The sequence below is a fragment of the Mesorhizobium sp. M1409 genome, assembly GCF_040317535.1.
In the GTDB taxonomy this organism is placed as follows: domain Bacteria; phylum Pseudomonadota; class Alphaproteobacteria; order Rhizobiales; family Rhizobiaceae; genus Mesorhizobium.
The window spans coordinates 69,314-82,857 of record NZ_JAMYKV010000012.1 but is presented as its reverse complement, the minus strand read 5'-3'; the positions used below and the strand labels follow the sequence as shown (position 1 = coordinate 82,857).

General features: G+C 64.4%; 16 protein-coding genes. 11 read left to right on the top strand and 5 right to left on the bottom strand.

Translation table 11 applies throughout. The features are described 5' to 3' along the window. Positions 1 to 319: 319 nt before the first annotated feature. Entirely contained in the window at positions 320 to 3,052 is a 2,733-nt protein-coding gene (gene secA / locus NKG99_RS12560; RefSeq protein WP_352867822.1) for a preprotein translocase subunit SecA, read from the bottom strand. Positions 3,053 to 3,299: 247 nt separating this feature from the next. Here secA and NKG99_RS12555 point away from each other — a divergent pair, with 247 nt between their 5' ends. After that, the gene (locus tag NKG99_RS12555; protein WP_352867820.1) at positions 3,300 to 4,217 is read left to right on the top strand and encodes a peptidylprolyl isomerase; all 918 of its coding nucleotides are present in this window, start codon (positions 3,300 to 3,302) and stop codon (positions 4,215 to 4,217) included. Positions 4,218 to 4,298: 81 nt separating this feature from the next. On the opposite strand, the gene NKG99_RS12550 is transcribed toward NKG99_RS12555, so the two are convergent. Then, on the bottom strand, positions 4,299 to 4,898 hold the full coding sequence (locus NKG99_RS12550; RefSeq protein ID WP_352867818.1) for a TetR/AcrR family transcriptional regulator: 600 nt from the start codon (positions 4,896 to 4,898) through the stop codon (positions 4,299 to 4,301). A 155-nt stretch (positions 4,899 to 5,053) separates the two neighbouring features. Further along, positions 5,054 to 5,467 carry a hypothetical protein gene (locus NKG99_RS12545; RefSeq protein WP_352867969.1) on the bottom strand — a complete coding sequence of 138 codons (414 nt, stop codon included), beginning with the start codon at positions 5,465 to 5,467 and terminating at the stop codon, positions 5,054 to 5,056. On the opposite strand from NKG99_RS12545, the gene argJ reads away from it, so the two are divergent. From argJ to NKG99_RS12520, 5 genes are all read left to right on the top strand, one after another. Further along, the gene (argJ, locus tag NKG99_RS12540; RefSeq protein WP_352867815.1) at positions 5,397 to 6,638 is read left to right on the top strand and encodes a bifunctional glutamate N-acetyltransferase/amino-acid acetyltransferase ArgJ; all 1,242 of its coding nucleotides are present in this window, start codon (positions 5,397 to 5,399) and stop codon (positions 6,636 to 6,638) included. The two genes, NKG99_RS12545 and argJ, sit on opposite strands and share 71 nt — an antisense overlap. A gap of 29 nt (positions 6,639 to 6,667) precedes the next feature. Further along, the gene (locus NKG99_RS12535) at positions 6,668 to 7,420 is read left to right on the top strand and encodes a GNAT family N-acetyltransferase (protein WP_352867813.1); all 753 of its coding nucleotides are present in this window, start codon (positions 6,668 to 6,670) and stop codon (positions 7,418 to 7,420) included. Positions 7,421 to 7,428: 8 nt separating this feature from the next. After that, positions 7,429 to 7,851, top strand: a complete 423-nt coding sequence (locus tag NKG99_RS12530; RefSeq protein WP_352867810.1) for a (deoxy)nucleoside triphosphate pyrophosphohydrolase — start codon at positions 7,429 to 7,431, stop codon at positions 7,849 to 7,851. A gap of 128 nt (positions 7,852 to 7,979) precedes the next feature. Further along, positions 7,980 to 8,294 (top strand): hypothetical protein, encoded by a 315-nt coding sequence (locus tag NKG99_RS12525; protein ID WP_352867808.1) that lies wholly within the window; start codon positions 7,980 to 7,982, stop codon positions 8,292 to 8,294. A 109-nt stretch (positions 8,295 to 8,403) separates the two neighbouring features. Next, positions 8,404 to 8,583: a Flp family type IVb pilin gene (locus NKG99_RS12520; protein ID WP_352867806.1), complete on the top strand. Its 180-nt coding sequence runs from the start codon at positions 8,404 to 8,406 to the stop codon at positions 8,581 to 8,583. An 89-nt stretch (positions 8,584 to 8,672) separates the two neighbouring features. Here the strand turns inward: NKG99_RS12520 and NKG99_RS12515 are convergent, their stop codons facing one another. Continuing rightward, a complete protein-coding gene (locus NKG99_RS12515) occupies positions 8,673 to 9,545 on the bottom strand; it encodes a methyltransferase domain-containing protein (RefSeq protein WP_352867803.1) in 873 nt (290 codons plus the stop codon). Between the two features lie 64 nt (positions 9,546 to 9,609). Here NKG99_RS12515 and NKG99_RS12510 point away from each other — a divergent pair, with 64 nt between their 5' ends. Genes NKG99_RS12510 through NKG99_RS12495 form a run of 4 tightly spaced genes read left to right on the top strand, consistent with a single transcriptional unit; the run spans position 9,610 to position 12,007 of the window. After that, positions 9,610 to 10,410: a ComF family protein gene (locus NKG99_RS12510; RefSeq protein WP_352867962.1), complete on the top strand. Its 801-nt coding sequence runs from the start codon at positions 9,610 to 9,612 to the stop codon at positions 10,408 to 10,410. A 27-nt stretch (positions 10,411 to 10,437) separates the two neighbouring features. Beyond that, positions 10,438 to 10,707 carry a glutaredoxin 3 gene (gene grxC / locus NKG99_RS12505; RefSeq protein WP_352867801.1) on the top strand — a complete coding sequence of 90 codons (270 nt, stop codon included), beginning with the start codon at positions 10,438 to 10,440 and terminating at the stop codon, positions 10,705 to 10,707. A gap of 11 nt (positions 10,708 to 10,718) precedes the next feature. Continuing rightward, positions 10,719 to 11,585: a carbon-nitrogen hydrolase family protein gene (locus tag NKG99_RS12500; RefSeq protein WP_352867798.1), complete on the top strand. Its 867-nt coding sequence runs from the start codon at positions 10,719 to 10,721 to the stop codon at positions 11,583 to 11,585. Next, entirely contained in the window at positions 11,582 to 12,007 is a 426-nt protein-coding gene (locus NKG99_RS12495; RefSeq protein ID WP_352867796.1) for a DUF1178 family protein, read from the top strand. Before NKG99_RS12500 ends, NKG99_RS12495 begins: the two co-directional genes overlap by 4 nt. A 4-nt stretch (positions 12,008 to 12,011) precedes the next feature. Here the strand turns inward: NKG99_RS12495 and NKG99_RS12490 are convergent, their stop codons facing one another. After that, the gene (locus NKG99_RS12490) at positions 12,012 to 12,497 is read right to left on the bottom strand and encodes a MarR family winged helix-turn-helix transcriptional regulator (protein ID WP_352867960.1); all 486 of its coding nucleotides are present in this window, start codon (positions 12,495 to 12,497) and stop codon (positions 12,012 to 12,014) included. 97 nt (positions 12,498 to 12,594) lie between these two features. On the opposite strand from NKG99_RS12490, the gene NKG99_RS12485 reads away from it, so the two are divergent. Then, positions 12,595 to 13,509, top strand: a complete 915-nt coding sequence (locus tag NKG99_RS12485; protein WP_352867793.1) for a DMT family transporter — start codon at positions 12,595 to 12,597, stop codon at positions 13,507 to 13,509. The last annotated feature ends 35 nt before the right edge of the window (positions 13,510 to 13,544 follow it).

The window sequence follows — 13,544 nt, the reverse complement described above, 5'->3', positions numbered from 1 at the left end:
TAGCGATCCCCGCGCCACCTCTGGTCCGTTTGCTACATTAGACCGGAGATTTGCGCTGCGGCCATCGCCCGTTCGCAACAGCCTATCCACACCGAATGAGGAAAGCCGCGCAGTTGAGGTTCGAGTTCGAGGCTGAGATGGTGCGGCTGAAAGCAGCGTAGGCGCGGCGGGACAGCACCCCCCTCTGGCCTGCCGGCCATCTCCCCCTCAGGTGGGGAGATTGGCTTGGCTAGTCGCAAACGCTTGCGCCGCCCCTCATCCGCCCTTCGGGCACCTTCTCCCCGTATAGTGACGGGGAGAAGGGAAAGAGGCGCCGCGCTTACGCGAACGCGCCGTGGCAATGCTTGTATTTCTTCCCCGACCCACACGGGCAGGCTTCGTTGCGGCCGACCTTGCCCCAGGTGGCAGGATTGTTGGGGTCGCGGTCTTCGGGGGCGACGATGGCGGTTGTCTCCGGGCGGACCAGCAGGGCGGTCTCGCCGCCTTCGAAGTCGTTCTCGCCGGTGGTGCCGTCGATGTGGGTGCCGAACATGTCGGGGGCTTCCGGAGGCGGTGCTTCGGCGGCCTGGCGGACCAGTTCGACGCGCATCAGCTGCGCGGTGACGGCCTGGCGCAGATTGCCCAGCATCGCCTGGAACAGCTCGAACGCCTCGCTCTTGTACTCCTGCAGCGGATCGCGCTGGGCATAGCCGCGGAAGCCGACGACCGAACGCAGATGGTCGAGATTGACGATGTGCTCGCGCCACAGATGGTCGAGCGTCTGCAGCACCACCGAACGTTCGACATAGCTCATCACCTCCGGGCCGAAGCGCTCGGCGCGCTCCCTGGCGGCGGCGTCGGCGGCCTGCGTGATGCGCTCGCGGATGTCGTCCTCGGCGATGCCCTCTTCCTTGGCCCACTCGTCGATCGGCAGGTCGAGATTGAGGAACTCGGCGACCTCGGCCTTCAAGCCGGCGACATCCCACTGCTCGGCATAGGCGTTTTCGGGAATGGCCTTGGCGACGATCTCGTCGATGACGCCCTCGCGCATCTCGCCGATGGTTTCAGAGAGGCCTTCGCCATCCATCAGCTCGATGCGCTGCTCGAACACCACCTTGCGCTGGTCGTTGGAGACGTCGTCGTATTTCAAAAGGTTCTTGCGGATGTCGAAGTTGCGCGCCTCGACCTTCTTCTGCGCCTTTTCCAGCGCCTTGTTGATCCAGGGATGGATGATCGCCTCGTCTTCCTTGAGGCCGAGCTTCTGCAGCATGCCGTCCATACGCTCGGAGCCGAAGATGCGCATCAGGTCATCCTGCAGCGACAGGAAGAATTTCGAGCGGCCGGGGTCGCCCTGACGACCGGAGCGGCCGCGCAGCTGGTTGTCGATGCGGCGCGATTCGTGGCGCTCGGTGGCCAGCACATAGAGGCCGCCGGCGGCGAGCGCCTTTTCCTTCAGGCGCTCGACGTCGTCACGGATGGCCTTTTCCATGGCCTCGCGCTCGGGGCCTTCCGGCATGTCGCCCAGCTCGTCGGCGATGCGCATGTCGGCGTTACCGCCGAGCTGGATGTCGGTGCCGCGACCGGCCATGTTGGTGGCGATGGTGATGGCGCCGGGCTTGCCGGCCTGGGCGACGATCGCCGCCTCGCGCTCGTGGTGGCGGGCGTTCAGCACCTCGAAGTCCTTGAAGCCTTCCTTGCGCAGGCGTTCGGCCAGCTGCTCGGATTTTTCAATGGAGGTGGTGCCGACCAGCGTCGGCTGACCCTTGGCGCTGGCTTCGCGGATCTCCCTGACGATCGCCTTGTATTTCTCCTCGACCGTCCGGTAGACCTCGTCGTCCTCGTCAATGCGGATGACCGGCAAATTGGTCGGGATCTCGGTGACGTCGAGATTGTAGATGTTGCCGAATTCCTCGGCCTCGGTCAGCGCCGTGCCGGTCATGCCGGAAAGCTTCTTGTAGAGGCGGAAGTAGTTCTGGAAGGTGACGGAGGCGAGCGTCTGGTTCTCCGGCTGGATCGCCACATGCTCCTTGGCTTCGAGCGCCTGGTGCAGGCCTTCCGAATAGCGGCGGCCCGGCATCATGCGGCCGGTGAACTCGTCGATGATGACGATTTCGCCGTTGCGGACGATGTAGTCCTTGTCCTTCTGGAACAGCCGGTGCGCCTTCAGCGCGTTGTTGACATGGTGGACGATGGCGACGTTCTCGACGTCGTAGAGCGACTCGCCCTTGAGCAGGTCGGCGTCGCGCAAAAGGTTTTCGAGCTTCTCGGTGCCTTCCTCGGTGAAGATCGAGGTCTTCTGCTTCTCGTCGATCTCATAATCCTGCGGCTGCAGCTGGATGATGAAGGTGTCGATGGTGTTATACATTTCCGAACGGTCCTCGAGCGGACCGGAAATGATCAGCGGCGTGCGCGCCTCGTCGACCAGGATGGAGTCGACCTCGTCGACGATCGCGTAATTGTGACCGCGCTGCACCATCTGGGCGCGCTCGTATTTCATGTTGTCGCGCAGATAGTCGAAGCCGAGCTCGTTGTTGGTCGCGTAAGTGACGTCGGACGCGTAAGCGGCGCTGCGCTCCTCGTCGGACAGGCCGTGCACGATGACGCCGACCGAGAGGCCGAGGAACTTGTAGACGCGGCCCATCCATTCGGAGTCGCGGGTGGCGAGATAGTCGTTGACGGTGACGACGTGGACGCCCTTGCCGGCGAGCGCGTTGAGGTAGACCGGCAGCGTCGCCACCAGGGTCTTGCCCTCGCCGGTGCGCATCTCGGCAATGCCGCCATTGTGCAGCACCATGCCGCCGATCAGCTGGACATCGAAGGGACGCATGCCGAGCACGCGGCGCGCCGCCTCGCGGGCGGTGGCAAAGGCTGGCACCAGAAGGTCGTCGAGCGTGGCGCCGTTGGCGATGTCCTGGCGGAATTTCGCGGTGCGGCCGACCAACTCCTCGTCGGAGAGCGCCCGCATCTCGTTTTCCATGGCGTTGATCGCCTCGACACGAGGCCGGGTCGATTTGACCCGACGGTCGTTGGAGGAACCGAAAACCTTACGGGCGAGACCGCCGAGACTGACCATCCAATGGTCCTTTCGATAGAATTCTCAATCTTGAGATAGGCGCCGGCCGGCCCCATCAATTCCACGTGAACGTGGACAAACACAAAAAGCGCCCGGAAAACGGTTCTGGACGCAAAGTCGTTGGACAGATAAGAGGGGGCTCAACTGATGTCAACGCCGCGCTGGCCCTGCCGGGCGCGCCAAATTCCGCCACGATCTGGCTGATCTGGAAGCCACCCCTCCTTACAATCCCCACCGGAGTCACCTTATGTCCTTGTTGTTCCGCCGCGCGTCGCTCGCCAGCCTCGGTCTGGCCTTCGGCCTGTCGGCCCTTTCGCTGTCGCCGCTTATGGCGCAGCAAACCGCTCCCGCTCCGGCGGATGCGGCAGCGCCGGCCGCGGCACCGGTCGATCCGAATACGGTGATCGCCACGGTCAACGGCCAGCCCCTGACCGAGGCCGACCTGGTGCTTGCCGAAGGTGAATTGTCGCAGCAGTTCTCGCAGCTGCCGCCCGAGCAGCGCCGCGCCGCCGCCCTTTCGGCCGCCATCGAAATCCGCGTCATGGCCGCCCAGGCCGTCGCGTCAGGGCTCGACAAGGATCCCGACTTCCAGCGCCGCATGGCCTTCCTGCAGCAGCGCGCGCTGCATGGCGAGATGGTCGAGAAGGGCGTTGTCGACAAGGTCACCGACGCCGAGGTTCGCGCCCGCTACGACCAGGAGATCGCCAACACGCCGCCCACCAACGAGGTGCACGCCCGTCACATCCTCGTGAAGACGAAGGAAGAGGCCGAGGCCATCATCAAGCAGCTCGACGGCGGCGCCGATTTCCAGAAGCTCGCCAACGAGCACACCAGCGATCCCTCGGGCAAGACCAGCGGCGGCGATCTCGGCTGGTTCGGACCCGGCCAGATGGTGCCGGAGTTCGACAAGGCAGCCTTCGCGCTCGAGGTCGGCAAATACACCGAGCAGCCGGTGCAGTCGCAGTTCGGCTGGCATGTCATCAAGCTCGAGGACAAGCGCACCAAGCAGCCGCCGGCCTTCGACGACGTCAAGGACCAGGCCAAGCAGGCGGTCATCCGCGACAAGTATTTCGCGCTGGTCAAGTCGCTGCGTGCCGGCGCCAAGGTCGAGATCCCCGACGCGAAACTGAAGAAGGCGGTCGATACGCTGGAAAGCGCCAAGTAAGCCTGAAAGAATTCTTTGCAAAGGGGCGCGGCAGCCAAGGGTTGCCGCGCCCCTTTTTCGTTGGCCAGCATCGGTCGCCTTTTACCTTCCGGGCGCCGCTATGCCTCGCATCACGTAACCGACTGCCTTGCGTATCGTCGCTTCGTCCTCGTCGAGCCGGTTGGTCAACAGATGCCTCCAGGCGAAGGAGGCGATCAGGTCGGCAACAACAGCCGAATCGATGTCGGCCGGGATTTCGCCTCTTGCCTTTGCGCGTTCGATGATCTGGCCGGTATGGGACCGTCGGCCCAGCGCATAGTCGGCAAGGGCCGCCGCCGCCGTATCATCCGACTGTGCCTCGGCGATCAGCGACCTGAACACGCTGCCCGACGACGTCTCGCGCCAGTGCGAGAACAGGTTCTTCAGGAAGCCGACGAGATCCTCCTCCAGTCGCCCGGTATCGGGAACGTCGACGCGTTTCTGGCGCTGGTAGACTTCGAGCAGCAATGCCGCCTTGCTCGGCCACCAGCGATAGATGGTGGGTTTGCCGGCACGCGCCCGCCGCGCCACCGCCTCGATCGAGAAACCGGCATAGCCGGCCTCGACCAGCACGGCCTCGGCGGCTTCGAGAATGGCATCGGCGCTGTCGGGGTTGCGCCGCGCACCGATCGATCTGCGCGCCGGATCGGCGTCCTCGGTCATTTCTGTCATCCTCGCCAACAAGTTTGCTGGCAGTATAGGTGAGGTCCCGGTGAAACGAAACGGACCGTTTTCAAGCTTCTGGAGGGCGGTGATGGTCGCGCCGGGCAACGAGTCCGCGATAACCAATTCCTTTGGAGCCTTTATCAGCGTGTTGGTTAGCGAAGCCCCCAACGCAAAAACCCGCCTGTGCGGCGGGTCACTGGCGCAATCAGCACCATGGTCGAACATGTAGCATAGCTGCCCTCACGGGTCAAGGAAGAAATTCCTATCGGCATGAATGGGGAGAACTCGCCGATACTGCGTTCGAGTTCACGCTTGCCGAGGTCATTGCCCTCGATCACCTCATAACGCCATAGCTCGCGGCGACGCCAACAGATTTGAAATGCAAGCTTAATCCCGAGTTGGCCCGTCCTGCAAAGCGAAGACAACGCCCTTGCGCCCGCGCGGCGTATCGGGCAAACCGGCCTTCCCTTGCGATTTTTGCCGCCCGAGGTCTGCATGTCCACGACGATTTCGCCGCTTGCGCCGAAGAAGTACCCCAAAATGCCGGCCATCGAGGGGGTGCGCATCGCCACCGCCGAGGCGGGGATAAAGTACAAGAACCGCACCGATCTGCTGACCATGGTCTTCGATGAAGGCACTGCCGTCGCTGGCGTGTTCACGAAATCGAAATGCCCCTCGGCGCCGGTCGATTTCTGCCGGCAGAATCTCGGCGCCGGCAAGGCGCGGGTGCTGGTCGTCAATTCCGGCAACGCCAACGCCTTCACCGGCAAGAAGGGCCGCGAGTCGACCGCACTGACGGGCGAGGCGGCGGCGAAGGCGGCGGGCTGCAAGGCAAGCGAGGTTTTCCTGGCGTCGACCGGCGTCATCGGCGAGCCGCTCGACACCAGCAAGTTCAGCCATCTGCTGGCCGGTCTGGTCAGCAACGGCAAGCCTGACCTGTGGACCGAAGCGGCAAAGGCGATCATGACCACGGATACCTATCCGAAAGTGGCGACAGCGACTGTCAAGCTGGGCGACACCGACGTTACCATAAACGGCATTTCCAAGGGCGCCGGCATGATCGCGCCCGACATGGCAACGATGCTCTCCTTCGTCGCCACCGACGCGCCGATCGCCGCCCCTGTCCTGCAGGATCTGTTGTCGCGCGGCACGGCCAAGACGTTCAACGCGGTCACCGTCGACAGCGACACCTCGACCAGCGACACGTTGCTGATCTTCGCCACGGGCAAGGCCGCCAAGCGTGGCGCGCCTGAGATAACCGACCCTAAGGATGCCCGCCTTGGCGCGTTCCGCCGGGCGCTCGGCAAGGTGCTGAAATCGCTGGCGCTGCAAGTGGTGCGCGACGGCGAGGGTGCCCGCAAGCAGGTCGAAGTCACCGTCACCGGCGCCAAATCGGCGCGCTCGGCCAAGCGCATCGCGCTGTCGATCGCCAATTCGCCGCTGGTCAAGACGGCGGTCGCCGGCGAGGACGCCAATTGGGGCCGCGTCGTCATGGCTGTCGGCAAGGCCGGCGAGCCCGCCGATCGCGACCGGCTGTCGATCTGGTTCGGCGACAACAGGCTGGCGCATGAAGGCGAGCGTGATCCCTCCTATTCCGAGCAGGCGACGTCGGCCTATATGAAGCGCGACGATATCCGCATCCGCGCCGATATCGGCATCGGCCGCGGCAAGGCGACGGTGTGGACCTGCGATCTCACCAAGGAATATGTCGCCATCAATGGCGATTATCGGAGCTGATGGTTTTGGGCTCCAGGCATCCGGCAAGCATGCTCGCGATCGTGCGCCGCTACGAGGCGGCCGGCTTTCGCGCCTGGCCGGCAGCCGCCGTCCACTATGACGGCACCTGGGTGGTGCGGCTGACCGCCGGCCATCCGGCCAAGCGGCTGAACTCGGTCAATCCGCTCGATCCCGGTGACATCCAGCACATTGCCGACCGTATCGGCCGGGCCAGCCGCCGTTTCGATGCCTATGGCAGGCCGCTGACGTTCCGCATGTCGCCGCTGTCGGGTCCCGATCTCGCCAGCCATCTCGACAAGGAAGGCTGGAGCCGGTTCGACGAGTCGCTGGTGATGCGGCTGCCGCTGGCCGACGCGCAACTCGACGCCGCCATGGACCAGATTCCGCTGAAGGACATCAGCCGCTTTATCGGCGCCTCGCTCAAGGTCAGCGGTTCGGATGTTTCGCTGCGGCCTGGGCTGTCGGAGATCATCGGTGCCATCCAGCCCGAGGCCGGACTGTTCGCGCTCGAAGATGGAACCGAGCCGCTGGCAACGCTTATCTGCGTGCATGACGGCGATCTGGCCGGCCTGTTCGAGATCGCCACCGACAAGTCGGCGCGCAACAAGGGCCACGGCCGCAACCTGATCCTGTCGGCGCTGAAATGGGCGCGGTTGCGTGGCGCGCGGGAAGCCTGGCTGCAGGTCGAGGCCGGCAATGTGCCGGCGCTGGCGCTCTACCATTCGCTCGGCTTCGACGAAGTCTATCGCTACCACTACCGCCGGCCGCCCGGGCATGAGTGAAGTTGGGCATGATTGATGTGACGATCGCCGGCAAGCGCCTGCTTCTGGTCGCCGCCTGCGCGCTGGTCGATGCCGACGGCCGGGTGCTGCTGGCGCAGCGGCCCGAGGGCAAGCAGCTTGCAGGGCTGTGGGAATTTCCCGGTGGCAAGGTCGAGCCCGGCGAGACGCCCGAACAATGCATCATTCGCGAGCTGAGCGAGGAAATCGGCGTCGAAACCGACATTCCGTGCCTGGCGCCGCTCACCTTCGCCAGCCACTCCTATGAGGACTTCCATCTGCTGATGCCGCTGTTCATCTGCCGGCGCTTTCGCGGCATCGCCCACCCGAGGGAAGGGCAGGCGCTGAAATGGGTGCGGCCAAAGCAGATGCGCGACTACCCGATGCCGCCGGCCGATGCGCCGCTGATCCCGTTCCTCATCGATCTTCTCTGAGGGCGCTCCCGTCCGATTGCCGATCGAGGCGTCGTATCAGCCAGCGTTAATGGAAGATTTATCTCATCGTGAAAAATTGATGCATGGCCGTTCGCGGCCGCGCCGCCGATACGCTGGGGAGCGATAGCATGAGCCTAGACAGGGATTGGGACCCGATCCGGCCCGAACGCGGCTTTCGCGCCGCCGACGCGGGCATGGGGATATTGCGCGTAACGCTGCTGTTCGGTTCGGCCGCTGTGGCGCTGGCGCTGATCGCAACCTCTTTCCTCGACAACCAGACACGCCCGCTGTCTGCTCGCGACGGTCTTGCCGGGCTCGACATGACGGCCACCGGCTCGGTGAGCCATCGCGAAACCTATACGCTGCGCCGCAGTGTGCTGCAGCCGCAGCCCGGTTCGGTCTGCATCATCAGGTCCAATGGCAGAAGCAGCGGCGACTGCTGACATGGTTAAGAGTTTTCGCAAAGGCGGCGGTTTCACCGCCTGTTAAGCCTTTGCCGTTAACCTTTCTTAACAGGTCGGCGGTAAGGTCCGGGCGAGAGGGGTTCAGGCCATGAAAGCAGTGCTGCTGCGTTTTCTGAAAGACGAGACGGGCGCCACGGCCGTCGAATATGGCGTGATCATCGCCGTGCTGTCATTGGCCATAGTCGGCGGTATCGGTCAGGTCCGCGACGGGATCATCTGGCTGTTCAGCGACAACAGCAGCAGGCTTGCGAACGCTTTCACACCTTGATCCGGACTAATTCAAAGAGATAGAGCATGATGTCGTCCGAAAACCGCTTCACACTTTTCGGCATCATGCTCTAGCGCCCGCGGGCAGGATCATTGCCCGTCTGGCGCCTCCAGGATTGCCTTCAGCGAAACCTTGGCCGAACCCGGCTTCAACGGTTTTTGCTGCGATGCATCGGGCGCCCAGCCGGACATCCAGACAATCGAGAAACTTGCCCTCACGCGGCCATCGGGGTCGGAAAACCGCTCTGCGTAGATCTCCGCCGCGCGGGCAAACAGCGCGCGCGAGCCCGGCCTCCGGCTGCGATCGGTGAGCGCACTGGTCTCGCCCATGGCCCGCAGGTCCGCCATCAGGTTAAACAGGCTGTCATAGCGCACCGTCACCGTCTCGACATCGGCGACCGGCAGAGCGAGACCGGCGCGCTGCAGAAGCGCACCGGCCTCGCGCACGTCGGTGAACGGGATGACACGCGGGCTGGCGCCGCCATAAAGCTCGGTCTCCGCCGCAAGCAGGCTTTCGCGCAACTCGAAAAGCGTGCCGGAGCCGGCAAAGGCGCCGAGGAAAAGCCCGTCCGGCCGCAACGCGCGGCGGATCTGGATCAGCATGCCGGGAACGTCGTTCATCGCCTGCAGCGACAGAAGCGAGACCGCCAGATCGAGGCTCTCCGGCTCGAACGGCACGGTTTCGAGCGGTGCGATCAAGCCGGCGCCGCCGTTCAGGAAAGCCGTGTCCGTCTCGACGCGGACAATGTCGGCGACCTTGCCGCTCTCGGCGAGCATTTCGGCTGCCGTCGGCGTCTGGCAAAACAGCACAGCCGCCTTGCCGAACCGGCGCTCGACGGCACCCAGCCGGTCGGCAAGATCCTCGGCGGTGCGGCGCATGAGGAAGTCCGCGCCGTCGGCCGGCTGGGCAAGCGCGCGCCGCTTGTGCGCCAGCCACAGAGAGGTATCCATTATCGGTTGCAACGGGCGGATCCTTGTTTGTCCATGCTCTAAGATAGTGGATATAGTGACGCGCAGGACCAACCACGTGGCCGATCCGATGCCCAAGATCAAGTCCGTCGAGATACGCAGTCTCGCCCGATCGGCTCTCGGCTGGCCGGCTCGCATCCTGTTTCCGCCGGTCTGCGCCGGTTGCCGGCGGCATGTCTCGCAGCCCGGCGTGCTGTGCGGCGCCTGCTGGCCGAAGCTCAGGCTGCTGGAACGACCATGGTGCCCGGTGATGGGCACCCCGTTCACCCACCATATGGGCGAAGGCTTTCTATCCGCCGAGGCCATTGCCGATCCGCCGCCTTTCGAGCGGGCGCGGGCGGCGGTCGCTTATTCCGGCGTCGCCCGCCAGATGGTGCAGGGGCTGAAATACCAGGATCGCACCGATCTCGCGCCATGGATGGCGCGCTGGATGGTGCGCGCCGGTGCCGATCTCATCGCGCAGGCGGATGTGGTGGTGCCGGTGCCTCTGCACTGGCGGCGCTTTTTCAGGCGACGGTTCAATCAGTCGGCGGAACTGGCAAGGGCGGTCTCGGCGCTCAGCGAATTGCCCTTCGCGCCCTCGGCGGTGCGGCGCGTAAAACTCACCCGCCAGCAGGTCGGGCTGGAGCGGGCTGAGCGCGAGGAGAATGTGCGGGCCGCCTTTCGCGTGCCCGCCGAGGCGGAAATCGAGATCGCCGGCCGCCGAGTGCTTTTGATCGACGATGTCTACACCACCGGCGCCACCGTGCGTTCCGCCACCAAGGCGCTGAAAAGAGGAGGTGCGGCCGCCGTCGACGTGCTGACCTTCGCGCGCGTGTTGCCGGGGGACTTCCGGGCGGACGAGTCCACGACTATATAAGTCGGCAACGAACAGCGGAATTTCGTCATGACCGATGTCACCATCTATACCCGCATGATGTGCGGCTATTGCACGGCAGCCAAGCGGCTGCTCGAACGCAAAGGCGTCGCCTTCACCGAACACGATGCCTCCTTCTCGCCGGAGCTGCGCCAGGAGATGATCTCCCGCGCCCACGGCCGCTCGACCTTTCCGCAGATTTTCGTCGGCGATACGCATGTCGGCGGTTGCGACGACCTCCACGAGTTGGAAGCCGAAGGCCGGCTGGACAGGTTGCTCGCCAACGGCGCGACGAATTGAGGAAGATGGCGATGGGTGTTTTCAAGGCCGCTGCAATCCAGATGCGTTCAGGCGAAAGCCCCGAGCGCAACGCGGTCGATCTCGAACGGCTGGTGCGTGAAGCGGCCGGGCAGGGTGCGACCTATATCCAGACGCCGGAAATGACCGGCGCGCTGATCCGCGACAGGCAAGCGCGCGCCGCCTCCTTCACGTCCGAGGACAAGGACATCATCGTCGCGACCGCGCGCGGACTGGCCGAGGAGCTCGGCGTCTTCCTGCATATCGGCTCGACCGCCATCCTGCGCGCCGACGGCAAGCTCGCCAACCGGGCGCTGCTGTTCGGCCCGGATGGCGCCACGCTCGCCACCTACGACAAGATCCATATGTTCGACGTCGATCTCGACAATGGCGAGAGCTGGCGCGAATCCGCCGCCTACGAGCCGGGCACCGAGGCCGTCGTCACCGAGATCGACGGCGCGAAACTGGGTTTCGCGGTCTGCTACGATTTGCGCTTTCCGCAATTGTTCCGCGCCGAGGCACTGGCTGGCGCCGACCTGCTTTCCGTGCCTGCCGCCTTCACCCGCCAGACGGGCGAGGCGCACTGGCATGTGCTGCTCAGGGCGCGCGCCATCGAGAACGGCGCCTATGTCGTTGCCGCCGCGCAAGGCGGCCTGCATGAAGACGGCCGCGAGACCTACGGTCATTCGCTGATCGTCGATCCGTGGGGCCGTATCATCGCGGAAGCCGCGCATGACGAGCCGGCGGTGATCGTCGCGGAGATCGACCCGGCGCAGTCGCTTGCCGCGCGCAAGAAGATCCCCAATTTGAAAAATGCGCGGGATTTTGCTGTCAATGCCGGCCTGGGCGAGGCGCCGCGTCTCAGGGGAGCGGCCTCTTGATCCGTTTTGCCCTGATCTGCGAGCATGAGCACGAATTCGAAGGCTGGTTTCGCAGCAACGACGATTTCGACACCCAGAAGAAGCGCGGCTTTGTCGATTGCCCGACCTGCGGCTCGCACAAGGTGCGGAAAGCGCTGATGGCGCCGGCCGTCTCCACGGCGCGCAAGCAGGAAACGATCGCGCTCGCCATGGGCGAGGCGCAGAAGCAGGCTTTGGCGCAGCTGAAGGCGATGGCCGAGAAGGTGCGCGAGAATGCCGACTATGTCGGTGACAAATTCGCCGAGGAAGCCCGAAAAATCCATTTCGGCGAAAGCGACGCGCGCGGCATCTATGGCGAGGCGACGCTGGACGAGGCCAAGAGCCTGGCCGAGGACGGCGTCGAGTTCATGCCGATTCCGGTGTTCCCGGATGATCGAAATTGACCGGCTAGCTCACGCTGCCGATCAATTTCTCAAGCAGCCGAGAGAGCGTTTCCTTTTCTGCATGTGTCAGGCTCGCTAGAATCTCGTGCTCGTTGGCAACGTGGGCGGTAACTGCCTCGTCGATCAAAGCGAGACCCTTTTCGGTCAACCGCACGACAATGCCGCGCCGATCGTTGGGATGTGGTCCGCGCAGGATCAATCCGGACGTTTCGAGCCGGTCGAGCCGGTTGGTCATGGCGCCGGACGTCACCATCGTCGCTTCATAGAGGGCGGTCGGCGTCAGCGCGTAAGGTGATCCCGAGCGGCGCAGCGTCGCCAGCACATCGAATTCCCCGGACTGCAGTCCGTAACGGGCAAACAACGGCGCCAGCCGCTCGCGGGCGATCAGCGAGGAGGCCTCGTTCAGCCGCCCGAGCACGGCCATCGGCGAGACGTCCAGATCGGGCCGCTCCCGCTTCCATTGCTCGATCGCTCTTGCCGCCCTGTCCAACAGTCTCACCATCATATATCTTGACGTTAAGAATCTTTCCATTATCTTACCGCAAGATGCAATGCTGGCCAAGGGCCGCTCGCGACAGGGTTCGATTATGAAATTTCTTTGGGATTCGGCGCTCGGCCTGCTGGTCGTCACCGGCGGCCTGCTCGGCCTGACGCTGCCCTTCGGCAAGCTCGCCACGGCGGCCGGCGTTCCGGCCATGGTCTGGGCTTTCGTCATCTCACTTGGCGCCGGCGGCGTGCTGTTGTGCTCCTTGCTGCTGCGCGGCCAGCGTGTCCAACTCACCGCGCACAAATTGCGCTATTTCTTCGTCACCGCCGCAGTGTCCTATGCCGTGCCCAATCTCCTGATGTTCTCGGCCATCCCGCATCTTGGCGCCGGCTACACCGGCATCATGTTCACGCTGTCGCCGGTCATCACGCTGGTGTTCTCGATCCTGCTGCGTGTCCGGCGCCCGAACGTGCTGGGAATTGTCGGCATTGCCGTCGGCTTTGTCGGCGCCATCATGGTGGCGGTGACGCGCGGCGAGGCCGGCGAGCCGGCCGATTTGTTCTGGGTGGTGATGGGGCTGCTCATCCCGGTCAGCCTTGCCGCCGGCAACATCTACCGCACGGTCGACTGGCCGGAAGGCACTGGCCCGATCGAGCTTGCCGTCGGCAGCCATCTGGCATCGGCGGCGATACTGCTGGTCGGAATTCTCGCTCTGTTCGGCGTCACGGCCTTCGCTCCCCTGAGCGGCGTGCCGATGGTGGTCGTCGCGCAGGCTGCGTCGGCGTCGGCGATGTTCGCCTTCTTCTTCCGGCTGCAGGCGGTCGGCGGTCCGGTCTATCTCAGCCAGATCGGCTACGTGGCGGCGGCCGTCGGCTTGTTTGCCGGCACGATCTTTCTGGGCGAGCACTATCAGCTGCTGACCTGGGCGGGCGCGGTCATCATCACCGCCGGCGTTTTCATCACCACCAGTGCACAAAATCAGATCAGCACGAAGGCGCAACGCCAGGCGGCGTGAGCGCCTTCGCGCCTCAGCCGGCGCCGGTTTCGTTG